Here is a 17,509-nt window from a genome sequence, read left to right as displayed (position 1 = left end):
TATAAATCAATAGATTAAGAGCATAGACAGATGACGATATAATGCTATTTGTTCGTCTCTGCTTAGAGCTCGGCGCCCCAACGCTTATAGAAAAACAAACATTGTCTAATAAAGCATGATTATCACCGCTTACCAGTAATTTGCTAAACCTTATTTGCCATGAAATCAATATTTAAAGCACTTCTCTTGTTAGGCCTTAACGGTTTACTGGTGAACAACATATATGCAGAAGGCCATAACGATTCGGCAAGCAGCGAACAAAGCCAAATTCATGCCGCTGTTACTCATGTGCTAAAAGCAAACCACAATTTTGTTGACCGGCACAAATCCGATTATTTTCTGCCCTTTGTCAAAGGTCAAAAACCCAAAGCAACAGTAGTAACATGTGCAGATTCAAGAGTTCACTCCCATGCGATTGATCCGCATCCAGATGGCGATTTGTTCATGGTTCGGGATATTGGTAATCAGGTTGCTACTGCAAAAGGTTCAATTGAATATGGCATCCGCCATCTGCATACCCCATTGTTATTAATAGTAGGCCATTCAATGTGCGGTGCCGTGAGAGCGGCCATGACAGATTATTCCAAGCTGGAACCCGCTATCAAAGATGACCTGAGTACTATTCACGTGTCCAAAGGCAATCCAGAAGACCTAGTCCAGGTCAAAGATGCCGTGGAAGCTAATGTCAACCAACAAGTCGCATTTGCTGTAAAGCTATTTCAACCTGAGTTGGAGCAGGGCAAGCTAATCATTATCGGCTCAGTCTATGATTTTCGTAACGATTATAAAAATGGCTCTGGTAGGCTTGTTTTTACCAACGTCAATGGTGAGACTGAGCCACAAAAAATAAAGCAAAGCCTTACCTTTTCAAAAGGTGTAGTGACAAAATAATCTAATTCGATGGTGTAACCACTTTTTTCCAGAGCGCTTCGTCTTATTTGAAAAGTTAGATGAGCTCAAAACTTCGGGTACATCTATGACCTGACAATAAAAAACCCGCCAAGCTGGGTCGCTTGCGGGTTTTTGCTGATTCAAAGGTAAGCTCTAGCCCTGTAGGCAGGTTAGCTCGCCCACTCACCGCTCATAAAACAACATGCCTACCCGCTGAATATGCTCCAGCAAAGCCGGATTATCAATTTGTTCCCTGATCGATAAATCCACCTGATAAGGAATCACTGATTCGTCGAGTTTGCCGGCAATTTTGGCTAACTGGCGCTGATCCAGATTTGCCCCACTCAAAGTTAAATCAATGTCAGAACCTTTACGGTAAGTACCCTTGGCTCTGGAGCCATACAAAATAGCCGTTTCGACGTCAGGGAATTCGGCAAGAATCCGGTGAATCAGTGCCAAGGTGTTATCGGAAAGTCCAAAAGCCGGCATAATCAAAGTTTTTGTTGCATGTCTTGTTGCAGGGCAAGAAAAACCGGGTAGTAACTGTCGATGATGGCAGTCGTTAGCGTTGCTGCTATCTCCAGGTTATAGGTGTGGCTGGAAAGATTGCACTTTTCGATCATGTCCATCCAGGTTTCGCCATCATCAATCAAGCCGCGTTTAAAAGCCTCACGCACAGCGCTTCGGGAGCCAACAATACCTTGTATGCCTTCGTATTCAAGGAAGTCCTTTAATACATTCCAGGCCAATTCGTGAACAATTTCGAAGCCTTGGATAATGCCCTGTCTTTCCAGGTCGGATAACGGACGTTGTTGTGATAATTCAACCGCCAGCCTAAGCTGATGCAAGGCGCGGTTAAAATTGTCGAAGCGTTGTTTCCAGCGAATATCGGTATCAGACATTGGCAGCTTCAGTTATGGTTTACTTATATTATTCGCTTTTGCCTATTATAGACAGCTGTCAGGCCATAGTGACATGACCATGCGCTTTTTTCTACCAACAGTTAAAATGTTCAGCGATCACGGCACAATAAAAAACCCGCCAAGCCGGGTGGCTTGCGGGTTTTTGTTTATCCTAAGGCAGTAAAGTCTAGTAATCGACCCATCTAATTTTGACGGATACGGGGTAGCACGAGCTGAACGCAGTGATGCGCATCAATTGCAAACAATGAGCCGCCAGAGTCGGCGTATCCTGTTTAGCGTTTCCGTCACAGTCCTGTTGATCAACCGCCCAGCAATATTAAGCCGGGATGGCCAGTAAAACCGCGCCGGCTTTAAACACCGCAGTCACGGTCTGACCCTTTTGTAAACCCAAAGTATTAATGCTGTCCACAGTGACGGTAGCAGCCACTTTTTGGCCACCTTTTAATTCAATATCCACTTCCGAATTCACTGCACCGGGGGTAACCCTGGAAATAGTGCCGGACAATTGGTTTCTTGCCGATATCTTGTAACCGCCAAAATCAGAAACCACGATAATTTGTGGTGCCTTTACCAGCGCAATCGCGCTAATCCCTGTTTTGATACCCAGCGATTCCACGGATTCCTTGGTAACGGCTGCCACGATCAACTCGCCACCGCTTAATTCTAAAATGACTTCTGCGTTAACAGAGCCAATCACGACTTCTTTGATAACGCCACTAAATTGATTGCGTGCACTGGTTTTCATAATCCTACTCCATGACTAAATGATTGATGAGAGGAATATACCAGTAGCCGACAGCAAATTCCGTTATTAAATTGCGAATAACGTTAATGTCAGACTTTGCTCATTGCGCTAAAATAAGCTTATTCGATAGGTATTAATGTCTATAACGAATTTGTGCTGCTGATCAAAGTGGTGTGATGACAATATAAAAATTGGCTTGATATGGCAAAAACCGAAAATTCATCTTCATGTGTGCAAGGCGAAATTCGTCTGGCCACCGTACTAGATCAGAGCATTTTTGATTTGATGCGGGCTATCGACGGTTGTGGCTCCATCAATCAGGCAGCCAAACAGCTGGGTTTAAGCTATAAAAGTGCCTGGACTATTATTGAACGGGCCAACAATCAATCAGCCAAGACCCTGATCACATCAGAAACCGGAGGCGTTAAAGGGGGGGGCACCAGTCTCACTCCAGCAGGCCGCATTCTGCTTAATCTGTTTACCAAACTCGAAGCGCAGCATCAGCAGTTTTTGTTACAGCTTAATCAAACCGTAGAAGCCGATGCCGAAGTATTAATGCTGTTGAAGCCCTTAAACATCAAAACCAGTGCAGCCAACCAGATGTTCGGTGTGGTTACCCAATTAAGCAAGGGGCCGGTTCATACCGAAGTGCTGGTAAAACTTAAAGGCGGCGCCAAGGTTTGCGCCAGTCTCAGCCATACCGAAGCGGAGGCTTTAGCGCTTGAACCGAGTAGTGAAGTGTTAGCCTTAATCAATCAAAATGAAATCAGCCTGTTTGTCGGCCCGGAAAAATGGCGTTTTTCCGCCAGAAATCAGCTCTTAGGGATTATCAGTCGGGTGCATCTGGATGAAGTTAATGCCGAAATCGTCATCTACCTGGCAGGCGGTGACAGCTTTAGTGCGCTGGTTACTCGGCACAGTGCCTTAAACATGGGCCTAAAGCCAGGAATGCAGTGCCGAGCAATCTTTAAAAGCAATGCAATATTACTGGCCAGGCTTGGCTAGGTGAGGGGGTGATGAATGTTGCGGCTAGTTATTGAATGTATTAATGGTTTTTATATTGGTTAGAATCCAGATCAGTTAGCTCAACTATCGATTCACCTTGAGAAAGCAATTCTTGTGCTCGTGGAAATACTTTTAGCAACAGGTTTTCTAATCTGGTATTTGTGACATTGCCGCAGGTGACCCAGAGTAATTGGGGAGGACTGCCCAAACGTAACACCATTTCAACGAAATCACTGTCTTTGCTGATAATGACGATACCGGGTCGGCGCGCAGTATGAAAAATCTGTTCGTCTTCGGCATCGCGTAAATTTAGATCACGCAAGGCGTAGGCCTCATTAAAAGTCTGAATCAACCAGTTTGCAAGCCTAGGAGGCAGTTGTGCGTCAATCCAAAAAATCATGCGGCTAATCTTTCCAAATTTGCACGGCGAGCCGCGTACAATAAGCAAGCTTGGATGTCTTGTATTTCAAGGACTGGAAAATCCAGTAAAATTTCGTCACTACTGACGCCTTCGCCGAGCATTTGCAAAATATCACTGACCCGGATTCTCATGCCGCGAACCTCTGTACACGACAAAACCTAAAAACCGGCTAAAGAAGATGATCTAAGCTTATGACTTGAAAGCCCATCGCAAATCTGTTTCACTCTCTAATGACTAAAAAAGGGGGTGAACATGGACTTAAACGATGGGCTTAGAGCGATTTTAAAAGACCATGTGTCTTGGAGCAAGCGCCGTTTAGATTGTTTTATCGGTCTGTTACTGGCGTTAATCCAATCCAGGCACATGAATTTAACGCAATTAGCGGTGAATTTTGGTGGACAGGCGACCTTAAAGTCCCGGTACAGGCGGCTTCAGCGTTTTTTTCAAACCGTTGTTTTTGATTATGACGCCGTGGCGCATCTGATCATGCAGTTGTTTGATTTTAAGGGCCAGTCGTATTATTTGACTCTGGATCGCACTAACTGGAAATGGGGAAAGGCCAATCTGAATATCCTCACCCTGGCGATTGCTTATAAAGGCATGGCGGTGCCGGTGTACTGGTTGGTGTTGAATAAGCAGGGTAACTCCAATCAGCGTGAACGAATCGCCTTATTGCAACGCTTCATCCGGCAGTTTGGTCGGCATGGCATTCAAGGCGTATTGGCTGACCGGGAGTTTATTGGCGATCAGTGGTGGCAATGGTTAACAGACCATACCATTCCGTATTTGATTCGGATGAAAGACAATCAGTTACTGACCAATCGCCGCCACGCCGGAAAGCCCGTTCAAGCCCTATTCCGGGATTTAAAGGTGGGCGAGCAGCGCGTACTGAGGAAAAGACAGCGCATTGGCGATCAGTGGGTTTGGTTGAACGCCTTAAAATTAGAGACCAACGAGCTATTAGTGTTGGCCAGTAACCGGCGCTTGGCTCAGGCGATTCAAGTTTACGGCCAGCGCTGGCAAATTGAAAACCTGTTCCAATGCTTGAAAGGGCGCGGCTTCCATTTAGAAGAGACCCGGCTGACCCGGCTGACCCGGCTGACCCGGTATTATCGGATTAAGAAAGTCATGGCGCTCCAAGCCATTGCTTTTTGCTGGGCCCATAAAGTCGGGGAATGGAAACATCGAGCCGTTAAGCCGTTAACCATCAAACAACACGGTCGCCCGGAATGTAGCTTGTTTCGTTATGGGCTAGACGAGCTGAATAACTTTTTGTTGAAAACGGTTAAATCGGCTGATGAGATGCTTCGATTCTGGATTTTGTTTTTATGTCCGCCGACTATGATCGATTATGACCGAAGTCGGTCTGGGAAAATAACCCTCAGAATTTAAGTGGCGCGTTTTGTCGTGTACAGAGGCCGCGAACACAAGGTTTGCCGCCGCATTGCAAGGGATTATGTGTAATTCTGGTTTCAAAATTCATATTTATGGTTCCTAAACAGTTGGGGCAGAGAATCCAAATAAACATAACAATTAGACTGGATTAGTCAATATTCCAGTAGTAAATACTCGTAAGGTTACAAGTTTAAATCAGTTTTATTAATAATAGTTTATTTTGATAGATGGGCAAGCTTGTACTATCAAAATCATTAATTTTTAAGTCCAAAAATAGATATAGACTTTATTGCCTGATTATTTATCTAGACAGGAATTTATTCGAAATCAAGCAAAATCTGTCAATGATCTGACGCCAGAACGCCAAGAAATAATTAATGCATCATCAGAGATTGTTCATAACAAGCGAGCTTTCTTGATTTCAGACGGTTTTAATAAGTATATTGATCATTATCGTGACACTATCGAAGCATCAACCAAAGAGCGCAAACGCATGCGTGTTGAACAGTTCAAGAAATTTTTGGGGGGGGATAGGTTGTTGCGTGATGTTTCCGATATTGATTGCTCAGATTTTGTCAATTAAGCCGGATGACGTGATCCAAGATAGCTAAATGGCCACACGTAAAAAAGAAACTGCGCAAACGATTGTCCATCCAACGTTAGGTTTTGGTGTACCTGCAACCAGCGATCCTCATCATTTTATTGTTGAGATTCCGCGCACCAATACCGGCGGTGTCAGCATTGTCGAAAATTTGGGCATGCAAACTCATGATCATTCACAGAGTTTGATTGTGCGTGTCGTATTGGAGCGCACGCGCTGGACTGCCATCCGTGGCGAGGTGCAACGTGCGTTTAATGCGCGCCTGAAAGAGCGCAATCTAAAAACCTCAACCTGGAAAGTCGGCCCAAATCCAGTCGACCGCTTATTAGGTAAAGAGTTATGCGTATTGGCATGGGCAGTGGAAGGCATGGAATTCGATCATATCCCCATCGCCGTTCGTAATTGGCTGGCCTTACGCCCGGAAGAGCGCTGGTGGTTATTCGGTATGACGGCGATTACCACGGGTGGCATCAATGATGGCAACAAAGGTTGGCGACTGGCTTTGCGTCATGCTTTGGGCGATGTTGCCCAACACGAAATTTTCAAACCTCGTCAGCCTCAATCCAAAATACAATCAACCGAGAAAGACACGGCGCAAGGCACTGTCAGTTTGTTCGATTTTGAATAAATCAGCCACTGAAACGGTTGTTATCTGGTACGTGCGCCTAAGCCAATATTTAATAAGTTTCATGCAAAGCAAATAAGCCTATAATGAGCCTACTCAATCTTCCTATGAGACTTACCTATGAAAACCGTCAATGTCAGTGGTTTAAAAAATAACCCTAGTGAAGCGTTACGGATGGCGCATGAAGACATGGTGTTGGTCATGAATAGAAACGAGCCCGATGCAGTAATGGTGGGGCTCAAATCCGCCAAAATAATCGGCATGCCGGGTGTGCGCAAAGCCTTGGCAACCGCCTTGTTTAAAGATGGCAACTTGTCCCTCGCTCGATCCGCAAAACTCGCTGATATGCCGTTAGCCAGTTTCATGGCTCACGTTTCGCGTTTAGGCATTCCGGTCGTCGATCAAACCGCCGAGGAAGTGCAGCAGGATTTAGATACCCTGGACCAATGGCTTAGCCAAGCTTAACGACTCATGGCACGCAACGTTGTCATAGATTCCAGCCCCTTAATTGGCTTGGCGCTGGTTGGTGGCTTAGTCTGGCTACCAAAATTGTTTGGTCAGGTTTACTTGCCGGAATCGGTAAAACAGGAAGTTTTGCCTGGCAAAAAAGCGCCAGGAGAACTCGCTATCGCACATGCAATTGCCGAAGGTTCGGTAACAGTATGGCCCCATCTTATATCTCCAACATTAGACATCGATCTGGATGCCGGTGAAACAGACTGTATCAATATTGGCTTAACTGATCCCGATCAGGTTTTATTGATCATGGATGAACGTGCAGGCAGGGCCGTAGCCAAGGAAAAAGGACTCCGAGTTATCGGAACAGCTGCCATTATCGGTTTGGCTAAAAAACAAGGATTGATTCCATCGGCGCGGGCAATTTTTGAAGTATTGCACAGCTCAGACTTCCGAATTTCGGCGGCTGTAATCAATCAGGTATTGGCCAGTGTGAATGAAACATAACAGCCGAGTAACGAAGTGGCGGCCGATTTTGTTAGTGACGGCTCTATCGATAATCACATCGCTTCTTTGCATCTGGCTGTTCAATCTGATCTTGCCCCGATCTAGCGGACACTCGGCTAAGAGAGTAATCTCTAACCCCGAGGAAAATCATGAAAGCCCAAAACGAAACCAAGACCCCAGTTGTTCGCAACAAATATACGGCGCAGTTTAAAGAACAGGCCCTGGAGCGTGCCGATAAGGATGGCTTTCCAAAAGCAGCCAAAGATTTAGGACTCGCCGAATCGATGCTGTACAACTGGCTAGCCAAGCGTCGCCAAACGGAACAGCCCTTCGAAGATCAAAAGCTACAGCAGGCCGAAATGGCGCGGCTTAAACGAGAAAACGCCCGCCTGGAAGAGGAAGTCGCCTTTTTAAAAAAGGCGGCGTACTTTGCCAAACAACCCAAGTGAAGTACGCCATGATCAAAGCCAATGAAGGTCAATTTCCTGTGGAACTCATGTGCCGCATGTTAGCTGTCTCACGGAGTGGTTATTACGACTGGAAACACAGGCCACTTTCCGATAGAGGCGAAGCTAATAAATTGCTAGCCAATGATATTAAACATATTTTGAGGATGAGAAGGGCCGTCCTGGCTCACCCAGAATCACTCGGCGACTACAAGAAGAAGGAAAATCAGCAGGCCGACACCGGGTAGCCAGAATCATGCGAAGCCATGGCTGGAAAACGAAAGTGGCTAAGAAATACAAAGCCACAACGAATAGCAACCATTCGTTACCGGTCGCACCGAATCTGTTGAAACAAAATTTCACGGCAGACGGTCCCGATCAAAACTGGGTGTCGGATATCACCTATATTTGGACCGATGAAGGCTGGCTATATTTAGCGGTAGTACTTGAGCTTTATTCACGTCGAGTGATCGATTGGGCCATCGGCGAACGCATGACGGCAACGATGGTTTGTAATGCCTTGATCATGGCGTTATGGCGTCACCGAATGCCTAAAGGCGTCATTGTGCATTCGGATCGTGGCAGCCAGTATTGTTCTACCGCCATGGAAAGCTGGAACCATAGTTTTAAAGTCGAAGCTATTCATGGGGAAGGATTTTCGACCAGATCAGCAGCTAAATATCAAGTATTCGAATATATCGAAGTATATTACAATCGCAAAAGGATTCACTCCAAATTGGGCTATGTCAGCCCGGAAACCTTTGAAGCTAAAAAAGTCGCTTAGCGGAGTGTCCGTGAAATCCGGGCAAGATCAAATGCACTCTTACGCTGAAAATCTTGGAAGCGGAACGTAAGTGGAGCGAAGATTTTTAGTCCCCGATAGGCGTAGCGCCGGGCGGGTTTTCGAAGCGAAGCGGAGAAAACCTGCAAGGCATCGCGAAACGCCGTCAAGTCACTTGGAGCCGAAGTTCCGATCCCCTTGTTGGGTCGGAACGAGGTGAGGAGGACGAATCGGGGCCGCCGGAGGCATTAGCGGTCGCGTAATTTTTGCCGCTTGTTGGGGCTGGGATGCCCCTAAACAAGCTTTCGCAAAAATAGCGACTCACTGACGATCTTAAAGGATTAAAGTAAATATGCCGATATTTTTTTGAAGCCTGCTGTGCGGCTTTAAGTCTTTGTAATAGATTGAAATGTACAATGTTTTTGCTTGTTATCATATACTTAAAATTGATGTTAACTGCTCATGTTCTTCCCATGACAGTCAATTACCACACGAATTTATTCGCTGGATGTAAAAAATGTCGTTGAAATCTACAAAAGAACAGCTTATTCAACTGTTGGCTGATAAAGATAATAAAGTTATTGCTCTTTCGGGCAAGTGGGGTACTGGCAAAAGCCACATGTGGGACGAAGTAAAGAAATCATCTGCCGATGTGGATGTTCAGAACGCACTCTATGCTTCACTGTTTGGACTGTCTACCATCGAGCAAATAAAAATCAAGCTTCTTCAAAGTGCGGTTCCTTCAATGAAGGCTAATCCTCATCTATGGAAAAGTGCAACTGAAGTATACAAAACTGGTGTAAAGGCTCTTGAGGGAGTTCATAAGAGCTTGGGGGCATTGAATGACATAGGTCTAATTTTCGCACCAGCAATGCTCAATAATAAAATAATTGTCCTTGATGACCTTGAGCGTAAACACGAAAGACTTAACATTGATGAAGTTCTTGGATTTATTGATGAATTTACACAGCAACATGATTCGCGTTTTGTTCTTATCCTAAATAGCGACAAGCTTGACCAGCGCAAGATTTGGGATACATTCCGTGAGAAAGTTATTGACGAAGAATTGCGACTGAATACATCGACCGAAGAGGCCTTTAAAATTGCCGTGGGTCTGAGTCCATCGAAATACGAGGCGACAATTCAGTGTTCTGTGGAACTTTGCAAGTTGACCAACATTCGCGTTATCCAGAAAATTATAAAAGCGATCAATCGCATCCTTGGGAATCGTGAAGACCTAAGCGAAGCAGTGCTCTATCGCGTTATCCCTTCAACAGTATTACTTGCCGCAATTCACTATAAAGGTATTGATGATGGGCCAGACTTTGATTTTGTCCTTTCGCAAGGTTCTGATAGGGATTGGAGTGTTCTTCACGATAAGAAAGTTGAAGAAACAGAGGAGAGCAAGCGTAAATCCAAATGGAAATTGCTTACGACAGAGCTAGGAATTCGTGGTTGCGATGACTTTGAACTTGTAGTCATCGAATACTTAGAATCAGGCTTATTCGATGTCTCTATGGTTACAGCGATCGTTGATCGTTATATTGCTGAAGAAGATGCATTGGAAGCTCGTAATGCTTGCAATAAGTTTCTTGAGCGTTTGGCGTGGGACTATCGAATGAATGAAGCCCAGTTGCTTGAAGAAGCAGCACTAGTAGTAGCTAAGGCTCATCTGTTAGACCCTTATATGGTCTCAAGTTTACACGAAAACATCACCGAAATTCCGGGTGGACAGCAAATTGCAGATGCTGCTGTGGCAGGTTGGATTGAGGCATTTAGAGCAAGAAATCTAGAGGAAGCTGAGCTTAACAATTTTTTTAATCGCAAAATTCATCATCTCATTGAATCAGAGTTTAATAATATCAATAACAAGGCTCAAGTGAAAACCACGATCTTAGACGCTTGCTTCTACGTGGCGAAGAACAGTGCATGGGGGGCGCGACAGGAGCTGGCATTCAAATCCGCAACAATCCAAGATATAGAAAGCATAATCCTAAATTCTGGTATTTCAGATTTAAAATTTTTTATGTTTAAGATGTTGGATATGTGCATTCACAGAAAAACTTATGAGAGCTACCTGAATCCGTGTTCGTTTTTTTTATAAATAGTCATAAGTCAATGATAAAAAAGGTATAATATAGTTTTTCTATAGTCACCCGTTTTGATTATGGCACGTTTTAAGCTTAAAGAATCCAAAAAGGAACTTACCTCCTATGCCGGACTATCCTTGATCGGCCAGTGCCTGGAAGCGGTCAATGTCGAAGTGATGGTGGACGGTAGAATACCTGTTTCACAGGGTATCAAAACCTCGGATTTAGTCAAAACCACTGTTGGCCTTTTAAGTATAGGCAAAAGCGACTTCGAGGCTGTTGAGCCGTTTCGTGAAGATCGTTTTTTCAAGAAGGCATTGGATGTACGTAAGGTTCCCGGCAGCGTGTGGCTGCGGCAACGTCTTGATCGTGTCAGCGGCAGCCTGCTGGAGCCGGTGGATGATCTATCGATACGACTCATCGAACGAACAGAAGCCCCAATTACGCCGCATAAAGGCTACGTCTGTCTGGACATGGACACCTTCGTCATGGATCAGAGCGGTACCAAGAAGGAAGAGGTGAGTCGAACCTATCAGGGAGTGGATGGCTATACGCCTGTCGCGGCTTATTTGGGCAATGAAGGCTGGTGTATAGGATTGGAACTGCGTCCAGGCCGCTGGCATTCATCGCTGGAGATTGATTATTTTCTAGAAAGGCTGTTTCCTCGAGTTGAGCGCTTGGTTGCACCGGGTTTGCCGTTGTTATTACGCAAAGACTCAGGGTTTGATAGCGCCAAACTGTTATTTACGGTTGCGGCTGAGAAAGAACGCTGGGCAGCCATGAACAGGCGCTTTGAATACTTGATCAAGTGGAATCCAAGACGGCAAGATAAGACATCCTGGTTAGAAAAAGCGGAAGCGGCCGGCGCCTTTGTTGAAAAACGCCCCGGTAAACGGGAAGCGTTAATGACACTGACGGTGGAACGTGCTTGGAAAAAACAGACTCGCCCCTTCAGACTGGTCGTGCGGATCATTGAACGCACGAGCAATAAGCACGGCCAGATGCTATTACTGCCGGACATTCAACTGGAAGGCTGGTGGACGAGTCTGGAGGAACCCGAAGAAACCGTCATTGAACGCTACCGCGACCACGGCACCCATGAACAATTTCATTCGGAATTCAAAACTGACCTGGATATGGAACGCTTACCATCTGGAAAGTTTGAGACCAACGACTGTCTATTGAGAATGGGTATGTTTGCCTATAATTGCTTGCGACTGATTGGTCAACTGGGCTTGACTGGCGACTTGGCGCCAATACGTCATCCGGCAAAACGACGGCGGTTACGAACGGTGCTGCAAGAAGTCATGTATCGAGCAGCCCAGGTGATCCACAAAGCCCGGCAATGGTGGCTGGACTTAGGGTGCGCCTCACCCGTGGCAAAAGTATTCGCTTATTTACAAGAGCGATTGGTGGTGCAGCCTGGCTTTGCATCAGGATAAGCGGCGCGAAAGCTGAGATGCTGGTTACGAGCTGATTCTCCGGGTAGAGAAGAAGATTGCTTGTCTTGGCGTCAGGTTTTTCATCTGGCGATGCCGGCAATACCATGGAAACGATTGATTTTTGCGACTGAGGGCTTGATGAACGGCAGTTAAATTTCGATTGATGGTAGATTTTTTTAAAAAACGCGTCTGAAACGCGACTGCCCTCACTTAAACCGAAAGGAACACGGATTCAGGTCATTACCATGATGCAGGCAAATTATTTCGCATAATGTGAATCCTTCTAACACATCAAATAATTTAATATTATTTTCCAATATTGTCTGTTCCATTAGTCATTCACTTAGGTTTGGTTAAACCTGATTATATTGTTTTTCTAAACGGTATTACTTGCGCCCCTGCTTTTAATCCGTCCAAATAATCTGCCCAGCTCTGCATCATCCGCCGCCGCTCTTCCAGATACTGAGCGCGATTATAAGCCGCTCTGACTGCATCCCTTGGCATGTGGCACAGTTGCCGCTCTATCGCGTCAGGACTCCAGCCTTGTTCGTTTAAGAGCGTTGATGCAGTGGTTCTAAAGCCGTGTGCGCTCATTACGTCTGATTCATAACCAAGTGTTTTAAGCGCGGTTCTGATGGTGCCGTCTGACATGGGGCGGCCATCACCCCGACTTGATGGAAAAACATAGCGCCCGGTGCCTGTTAATGGCTTGATGGCTTCCAAAATGGCAATAGCCTGAGAAGATAGCGGTACTATGTGCTGTACTTCGGTTTTAGTGACAAAGTAGCGCCATTCTTTAGCGTCTAAATCTATATCTTGCCATTCCATTTGCCGGATTTCACCAGGGCGTTGAAACAGGTAAGGCGATAACCTTAACGCGCATTGCACAACAAAGGTGCCTTGATAATGGCCTATATCGCGAAGCAGTTGCGCTACTTCTTTCGGTTCGGTGACTGCTGCATTGTGTTTAACCTTTTGCGCCGGTATTTGTTTGGCGACAGCTTGCGCCGGGTCGTAATCGGTGTGACCGTGGGCGATAGCGTAGGCATAGGCTGCGCTGATTTCGCTGTTTACCCTATGCGCTGTCTCCAGTTGGTTTTTGCTTATCAGCGGCTTGATAAGGGCGTGAATATCCGGGGATTTGATTTCACTGATAGGCTTGCTGCCAATAAACGGGAATACATACAGCTCAAATCGTCTGATTTTCTTTTGCTGGGTGATTGCTCTAACGCCATGAGCAATTGATTCTAGCCATTCATTGCAAATATGTTCAAAGCTGTTGATTATAGGCAAGCCGGCTTCAAGGCGTTTGGTCTTATCTGCTGCAAGGCGCTTAGCTTCTTTAGTCTGTTTTCGCTGGTCGCCAGGGTCTATGCCGTTTGCTAAGTTCTCGCGTGGTTCTTTGGCTTTGTTTCGAGCCGCTTCCAGGGATAAATCAGGATATGCGCCTAAGCCTAGCCGGTTTTGTTTGCCATCAAACCGATAGATAAAACGCCATAGCTTGGAACCGCTGGCCTTTATCAATAATGCCAATCCACCGCCATCATTGATGGTGTAGTCTTTTTCTTTAGGTTTAGCAGCTCTGTAGACCACGTCTTTATTGAGATTTATCGCCATTTTGTGACACCTCATGTGATACGTTTTTGGCAACTTTAGCGCGTATCACTAAACGTGTCACTAATTTATCGGTATGTCACTGCATTTCTTTGTACTTCGCTGGACAACAAAAAACCCGCTAAGCCTTACGACTTGCGGGTTTTTATATGTTCTTGGACTTCTTAAAACTTTTCCTTGGTACCGAGGGTCGGAATCGAACCGACACTCCTTTCGGAACCGGATTTTGAATCCGGCGCGTCTACCAGTTTCACCACCCCGGCAAGGAAAAAGGGGATTATACCAGCAAAAATTGGTTTGCCAAGTTTTTTATCAGGCTTCTAGCACCACCGCGTTTTTTAGTTTCTTCATGGCATTCTGTTCTAGCTGTCTGATGCGCTCGGCGGACACCTGATAACGCTCGGCCAGTTCGTGCAGGGTGGCTTTTTCGGCCATTAACCAGCGGCTTTTTAAAATGTCGCGGCTGCGCTCATCCAGGTCGTTCATGGCCTGTAGCAAGATATCTTCCTTGCGCTCTTCCCAGTCGCTGTTTTCCAATAGCTGGGCCGGATCAGCACCATGTTGTTCCAGATAAGCAATGGGGGCCATGCTGGCAGATTCACTGCTGTCGTCAGAATAGGGCTCAAAGCCAATATCATGACTTTCCAGGCGTTGTTCCATTTCGTAAACGGTTTTAATGTCTACTTCCAAAGAAGTGGCAATGGCTTCAGCATCAATTTGCGATAACTGGTTTGAATCTTTTTTGTGCTTGCGCAGATTAAAAAACAGTTTGCGTTGCGCCTTGGTCGTTGCAACTTTGACAATACGCCAGTTTTTAATCACATACTCGTGAATTTCAGCTTTAATCCAGTGTACAGCAAAGGAAACCAGACGCACGCCCATATCCGGGTCAAAGCGTTTTACGGCTTTCATCAGCCCGATATTGCCTTCCTGAACAATGTCCGCCAAAGGCAGGCCGTAGCCGGCATAACCACGTGCCACATGAGCAACAAAGCGCAGATTCGACATGACCAGTTCGCGGGCAGCTTCCAGATCGCCGCTGTCCCGGTAACGGATAGCCAGTTCGTGTTCTTGCTCTGCCGTCAGTTTAGGCATACGGGTCAAGAGGCTTAGATAAGCATCAAATGTCCCGACCGATAAATTGATCGGTAAAGCCAGATTGTTGTTCATAGATACCTCGATAATTCAGTGATGATTAAATTTTAGCACTCGTTTGATGCGAGTGCTAATAATTAATTCCCGAGACTCAAAAAAATTTATTCAGGACGACTTATCCCATTCCATGTGATGGGCTGCGAAGATGCCAGCACCCGTTAAGACAGGTTTTCAAGAGAATAATTTGACAATCAATCGTTTGTTTGAAATGATAACAATCAATCGTTTGATTTAATTTATTCGCCCACATATGACTCAATCTGACCCTAATAAAACCCTGCAGCCGGATGCCCGGTCACGACTGATATCGGCTGCATTGCATTTGTTTGCCGAAAAAGGCTATGAACGCACTTCTACCAGGGAAATTTGCCAGACTGCGCAAACCAATATTTCCTCTATTCGATATTATTTTGGTGACAAAGCCGGTTTATACCGCGCGGCATTTCTCGAAGGCACAGCTGATCATTCATGTGCCGTTAATATTGATCTCTATAGCAGTTTAGCCTTGCCGGAAGCCTTAAGTCTGTTATTTAAGGAGTTTCTTGAGCCTTTAAAAAGGAGTGAAGAATTAAGACTGGTGATGAAGCTGTATTACCGGGAAATACTGGAGCCCACCGGGCTGTGGCAGGAGCAAATTGATACCGATATCAAACCCCAACACGATGCCGTGGTAGCCATGCTGAAACAGCATTTTGGCTTGCAGAGGATAGATACCGATGTGCACCGGCTGGCTTTTGCCATTATCGGTATGGCGGTACATTTTTATGTGGGGCAGGATATTGTAGCGGCCATTGCGCCCAATATGGTTAAAAACGCCAAAGCCATCGATGTCTCAGCAGAGCGGCTCACGGCTTATGCATTGTCTATTATTGAAGGCGAGGCCCAACGCCGGGCAGCACAGGTGGATCATGACAAAATTTAACACCAAACTGGCAGGGTTGATCTTGGTGAGTGGGGCAGTCAGCGGTTGTGGCATGACCAGGGGTTTGCTAACCACCGTTGGCCCAGATTATCAACAAGCCACATTGCCAGTGGCTGAGCAATGGCAAACCCCGGCCTTGGTTGCCCATCAGGGCGAACCGGAAAATCTGCAGCAATGGTGGCAGCGCTTTAACGATCCGGTGCTGGATACCCTGTTAAAGGCCGCTGAACAGCAAAGCAGTTCGGTAGCAAAAGCCAAGGCCAGAATCAGCGAAGCCCGCGCCAATGTCACCAGCGCCACTGCAGCAGCCTTGCCCAATCTGGACAGCACTTTGGGCGCCAACCGCACCGCTTTCAGTTTTGGTGGCCCGGTGTTTATCCGCGATCAATATCAACTTAATTTGCAATCCAGCTGGGAAATAGACTTGTTCGGTGGATTGGCGCGTCAGCAGGAGATGTATGAAAGCCAGTTGGAATCGCGTCATGCCGCCTGGCATGATGCCAGGGTTGCCGTCGCCGCAGAAGTAGCCAATGCCTATTTGGCGTATCGCTATGACGAAATCCTGATCAAGCTGGCTGATAAAGATGCCGTATCACGGCGTGAATCTGCCCGCCTGATCGATATGGCCGGCCAGTACGGTTTACGAGCCCCCGCCGATGTGGCGCTCAGTCAGGCCAGTGCGGCCGACGGCAACAATATTTTGCTTCAACGTCAATTATTACGTGATAGGGCAGTGAAAGGACTGGTGGCGATGACCGGATTAGCCGAGGCCGAAGTACAAGGCTTGTTAACCGCGTCTGTAGAAGTCCAGGCCAAATTACCCCAACCACCGCCGTTCATTATCGACAGTATTCCCGCCCGGGTGTTGCTGCAAAGGCCGGATGTCCATAGCGCGGAACGTGATATGGCCGAAGCCAGCGCCAAAATAGGTGTGGAACTGGCGCAACGATTTCCGCGTTTATCGCTGACCGGTAATATTGCCGAATCCATGCAAAGCCTGCATCCCTCGCCGCTGATGTACGCACAAACCTGGTCGTTGGGGCCCAGCATCAGTTTACCGCTGTTTGATGCCGGCAAACGTGCCGCCAACGTGGAAACCGCCCGAGCCCAGTATGAAGCCGCCGCTGTTAACTTGCGCAGCGTGGTGCGCAATGCCGCCAAAGAAGTTGAAGAAGCCCTGTTACGGCTCAATAGTGCCGCCGCCCGCTTACCCGAAGTGCAAAAAGCCGCACAGGGTTATGCCCAGAATCTACGGGCCAGTGAAGAACTATACCGGGCCGGTTTGGGCAATCTGGTGGATGTCGAACTGAATCGCCGTACCGCCATTACCGCAGAAACCGCCGTCGCCGAACTGGAACAGGAGTCCGTTGCCGCCTGGATCGCCCTCTATCGGGCTATCGGTGGTGGCTGGGAAAATATTCCGGCCGATATACCTGATCCGGCTTTGGCAAGTGCAGACCGTTAAACCCAGACCAAAAATGATTTTTAAC

The 17,509-nt window shown here is 46.6% G+C and carries 18 protein-coding genes, 1 tRNA gene and 1 pseudogene; 12 read left to right on the top strand and 8 right to left on the bottom strand.

Going from position 1 to position 17,509, the window contains the following annotated elements; translation table 11 throughout:
* The first annotated feature begins 159 nt into the window (after positions 1–159).
* Positions 160–891: a carbonic anhydrase gene (locus tag KEF85_RS12175; RefSeq protein ID WP_215580941.1), complete on the top strand. Its 732-nt coding sequence runs from the start codon at positions 160–162 to the stop codon at positions 889–891.
* Between the two features lie 183 nt (positions 892–1,074).
* Here KEF85_RS12175 and KEF85_RS12170 read toward each other — a convergent pair whose 3' ends face one another.
* The 3 genes from KEF85_RS12170 to KEF85_RS12160 all read right to left on the bottom strand — a co-directional run bounded on the left by KEF85_RS12170 (position 1,075) and on the right by KEF85_RS12160 (position 2,559).
* Positions 1,075–1,380 (bottom strand): nucleotidyltransferase domain-containing protein, encoded by a 306-nt coding sequence (locus KEF85_RS12170; protein WP_215580939.1) that lies wholly within the window; start codon positions 1,378–1,380, stop codon positions 1,075–1,077.
* A gap of 2 nt (positions 1,381–1,382) precedes the next feature.
* Positions 1,383–1,793, bottom strand: coding sequence for a nucleotidyltransferase substrate binding protein (locus KEF85_RS12165; protein ID WP_215580937.1), 411 nt, complete (start codon positions 1,791–1,793; stop codon positions 1,383–1,385).
* Positions 1,794–2,130: 337 nt separating this feature from the next.
* Entirely contained in the window at positions 2,131–2,559 is a 429-nt protein-coding gene (locus tag KEF85_RS12160) for a TOBE domain-containing protein (RefSeq protein ID WP_215580935.1), read from the bottom strand.
* A gap of 201 nt (positions 2,560–2,760) precedes the next feature.
* On the opposite strand from KEF85_RS12160, the gene KEF85_RS12155 reads away from it, so the two are divergent.
* Positions 2,761–3,564: a TOBE domain-containing protein gene (locus KEF85_RS12155; protein WP_215580933.1), complete on the top strand. Its 804-nt coding sequence runs from the start codon at positions 2,761–2,763 to the stop codon at positions 3,562–3,564.
* 40 nt (positions 3,565–3,604) lie between these two features.
* Here the strand turns inward: KEF85_RS12155 and KEF85_RS12150 are convergent, their stop codons facing one another.
* Positions 3,605–3,964: a DUF5615 family PIN-like protein gene (locus KEF85_RS12150; protein ID WP_215580931.1), complete on the bottom strand. Its 360-nt coding sequence runs from the start codon at positions 3,962–3,964 to the stop codon at positions 3,605–3,607.
* Entirely contained in the window at positions 3,961–4,116 is a 156-nt protein-coding gene (locus KEF85_RS12145; protein WP_215580929.1) for a DUF433 domain-containing protein, read from the bottom strand. The genes KEF85_RS12150 and KEF85_RS12145 overlap by 4 nt, the downstream gene beginning before the upstream one ends.
* Positions 4,117–4,237: 121 nt before the next feature.
* On the opposite strand from KEF85_RS12145, the gene KEF85_RS12140 reads away from it, so the two are divergent.
* The 8 genes and pseudogenes from KEF85_RS12140 (at position 4,238) to KEF85_RS12105 (ending at position 12,328) form a co-directional block, all read left to right on the top strand.
* Positions 4,238–5,377 (top strand): IS4 family transposase, encoded by a 1,140-nt coding sequence (locus KEF85_RS12140; RefSeq protein WP_215580927.1) that lies wholly within the window; start codon positions 4,238–4,240, stop codon positions 5,375–5,377.
* Positions 5,378–5,669: 292 nt separating this feature from the next.
* On the top strand, positions 5,670–5,963 hold the full coding sequence (locus tag KEF85_RS12135; protein WP_215580925.1) for a hypothetical protein: 294 nt from the start codon (positions 5,670–5,672) through the stop codon (positions 5,961–5,963).
* Between the two features lie 28 nt (positions 5,964–5,991).
* The gene (locus tag KEF85_RS12130; RefSeq protein ID WP_215580923.1) at positions 5,992–6,609 is read left to right on the top strand and encodes an anti-phage-associated DUF3780 domain-containing protein; all 618 of its coding nucleotides are present in this window, start codon (positions 5,992–5,994) and stop codon (positions 6,607–6,609) included.
* Between the two features lie 117 nt (positions 6,610–6,726).
* Complete coding sequence (locus tag KEF85_RS12125; RefSeq protein WP_215580921.1) at positions 6,727–7,071, top strand: UPF0175 family protein; 345 nt, start codon at positions 6,727–6,729, stop codon at positions 7,069–7,071.
* A 6-nt stretch (positions 7,072–7,077) separates the two neighbouring features.
* The gene (locus KEF85_RS12120) at positions 7,078–7,569 is read left to right on the top strand and encodes a PIN domain-containing protein (protein ID WP_215580919.1); all 492 of its coding nucleotides are present in this window, start codon (positions 7,078–7,080) and stop codon (positions 7,567–7,569) included.
* 149 nt (positions 7,570–7,718) lie between these two features.
* Positions 7,719–8,799: pseudogene (locus tag KEF85_RS12115) on the top strand (IS3 family transposase).
* Between the two features lie 514 nt (positions 8,800–9,313).
* Complete coding sequence (locus KEF85_RS12110; RefSeq protein ID WP_215580917.1) at positions 9,314–10,900, top strand: P-loop NTPase fold protein; 1,587 nt, start codon at positions 9,314–9,316, stop codon at positions 10,898–10,900.
* 63 nt (positions 10,901–10,963) lie between these two features.
* Positions 10,964–12,328, top strand: coding sequence for an IS1380 family transposase (locus KEF85_RS12105; RefSeq protein WP_215580104.1), 1,365 nt, complete (start codon positions 10,964–10,966; stop codon positions 12,326–12,328).
* Positions 12,329–12,691: 363 nt separating this feature from the next.
* Here KEF85_RS12105 and KEF85_RS12100 read toward each other — a convergent pair whose 3' ends face one another.
* From KEF85_RS12100 to rpoH, 3 genes are all read right to left on the bottom strand, one after another.
* Positions 12,692–13,945, bottom strand: coding sequence for a tyrosine-type recombinase/integrase (locus KEF85_RS12100; RefSeq protein WP_215580915.1), 1,254 nt, complete (start codon positions 13,943–13,945; stop codon positions 12,692–12,694).
* A 175-nt stretch (positions 13,946–14,120) separates the two neighbouring features.
* Positions 14,121–14,205, bottom strand: a tRNA-Leu gene (locus KEF85_RS12095).
* Between the two features lie 49 nt (positions 14,206–14,254).
* Positions 14,255–15,112, bottom strand: a complete 858-nt coding sequence (gene rpoH / locus KEF85_RS12090) for an RNA polymerase sigma factor RpoH (protein ID WP_215580913.1) — start codon at positions 15,110–15,112, stop codon at positions 14,255–14,257.
* Positions 15,113–15,347: 235 nt separating this feature from the next.
* Between rpoH and KEF85_RS12085 the strand changes: the two genes are divergently transcribed.
* Both KEF85_RS12085 and KEF85_RS12080 read left to right on the top strand, forming a co-directional pair.
* Positions 15,348–16,019, top strand: a complete 672-nt coding sequence (locus tag KEF85_RS12085; RefSeq protein WP_215580911.1) for a TetR/AcrR family transcriptional regulator — start codon at positions 15,348–15,350, stop codon at positions 16,017–16,019.
* Positions 16,006–17,484: an efflux transporter outer membrane subunit gene (locus KEF85_RS12080; RefSeq protein WP_215580909.1), complete on the top strand. Its 1,479-nt coding sequence runs from the start codon at positions 16,006–16,008 to the stop codon at positions 17,482–17,484. Before KEF85_RS12085 ends, KEF85_RS12080 begins: the two co-directional genes overlap by 14 nt.
* Positions 17,485–17,509: the final 25 nt, after the last annotated feature.

It is taken from the genome of Methylomonas paludis (assembly GCF_018734325.1).
Taxonomy (GTDB): domain Bacteria; phylum Pseudomonadota; class Gammaproteobacteria; order Methylococcales; family Methylomonadaceae; genus Methylomonas; species Methylomonas paludis.
This window is presented reverse-complemented; position numbering and strand designations above follow the sequence as displayed.

Coding starts and splice junctions, on each gene's coding strand:
- KEF85_RS12155 (WP_215580933.1), top strand. CDS start 2,761: ATGGCAAAAACCGAAAATTCATCTTCATGTGTGCAAGGCGAAATTCGT.
- KEF85_RS12110 (WP_215580917.1), top strand. CDS start 9,314: ATGTCGTTGAAATCTACAAAAGAACAGCTTATTCAACTGTTGGCTGAT.
- KEF85_RS12085 (WP_215580911.1), top strand. CDS start 15,348: ATGACTCAATCTGACCCTAATAAAACCCTGCAGCCGGATGCCCGGTCA.
- KEF85_RS12145 (WP_215580929.1), bottom strand. CDS start 4,116: ATGAGAATCCGGGTCAGTGATATTTTGCAAATGCTCGGCGAAGGCGTC.
- KEF85_RS12105 (WP_215580104.1), top strand. CDS start 10,964: ATGGCACGTTTTAAGCTTAAAGAATCCAAAAAGGAACTTACCTCCTAT.
- KEF85_RS12175 (WP_215580941.1), top strand. CDS start 160: ATGAAATCAATATTTAAAGCACTTCTCTTGTTAGGCCTTAACGGTTTA.
- rpoH (WP_215580913.1), bottom strand. CDS start 15,112: ATGAACAACAATCTGGCTTTACCGATCAATTTATCGGTCGGGACATTT.
- KEF85_RS12150 (WP_215580931.1), bottom strand. CDS start 3,964: ATGATTTTTTGGATTGACGCACAACTGCCTCCTAGGCTTGCAAACTGG.
- KEF85_RS12100 (WP_215580915.1), bottom strand. CDS start 13,945: ATGGCGATAAATCTCAATAAAGACGTGGTCTACAGAGCTGCTAAACCT.
- KEF85_RS12080 (WP_215580909.1), top strand. CDS start 16,006: ATGACAAAATTTAACACCAAACTGGCAGGGTTGATCTTGGTGAGTGGG.
- KEF85_RS12120 (WP_215580919.1), top strand. CDS start 7,078: ATGGCACGCAACGTTGTCATAGATTCCAGCCCCTTAATTGGCTTGGCG.
- KEF85_RS12125 (WP_215580921.1), top strand. CDS start 6,727: ATGAAAACCGTCAATGTCAGTGGTTTAAAAAATAACCCTAGTGAAGCG.
- KEF85_RS12160 (WP_215580935.1), bottom strand. CDS start 2,559: ATGAAAACCAGTGCACGCAATCAATTTAGTGGCGTTATCAAAGAAGTC.
- KEF85_RS12165 (WP_215580937.1), bottom strand. CDS start 1,793: ATGTCTGATACCGATATTCGCTGGAAACAACGCTTCGACAATTTTAAC.
- KEF85_RS12140 (WP_215580927.1), top strand. CDS start 4,238: ATGGACTTAAACGATGGGCTTAGAGCGATTTTAAAAGACCATGTGTCT.
- KEF85_RS12130 (WP_215580923.1), top strand. CDS start 5,992: ATGGCCACACGTAAAAAAGAAACTGCGCAAACGATTGTCCATCCAACG.
- KEF85_RS12170 (WP_215580939.1), bottom strand. CDS start 1,380: ATGCCGGCTTTTGGACTTTCCGATAACACCTTGGCACTGATTCACCGG.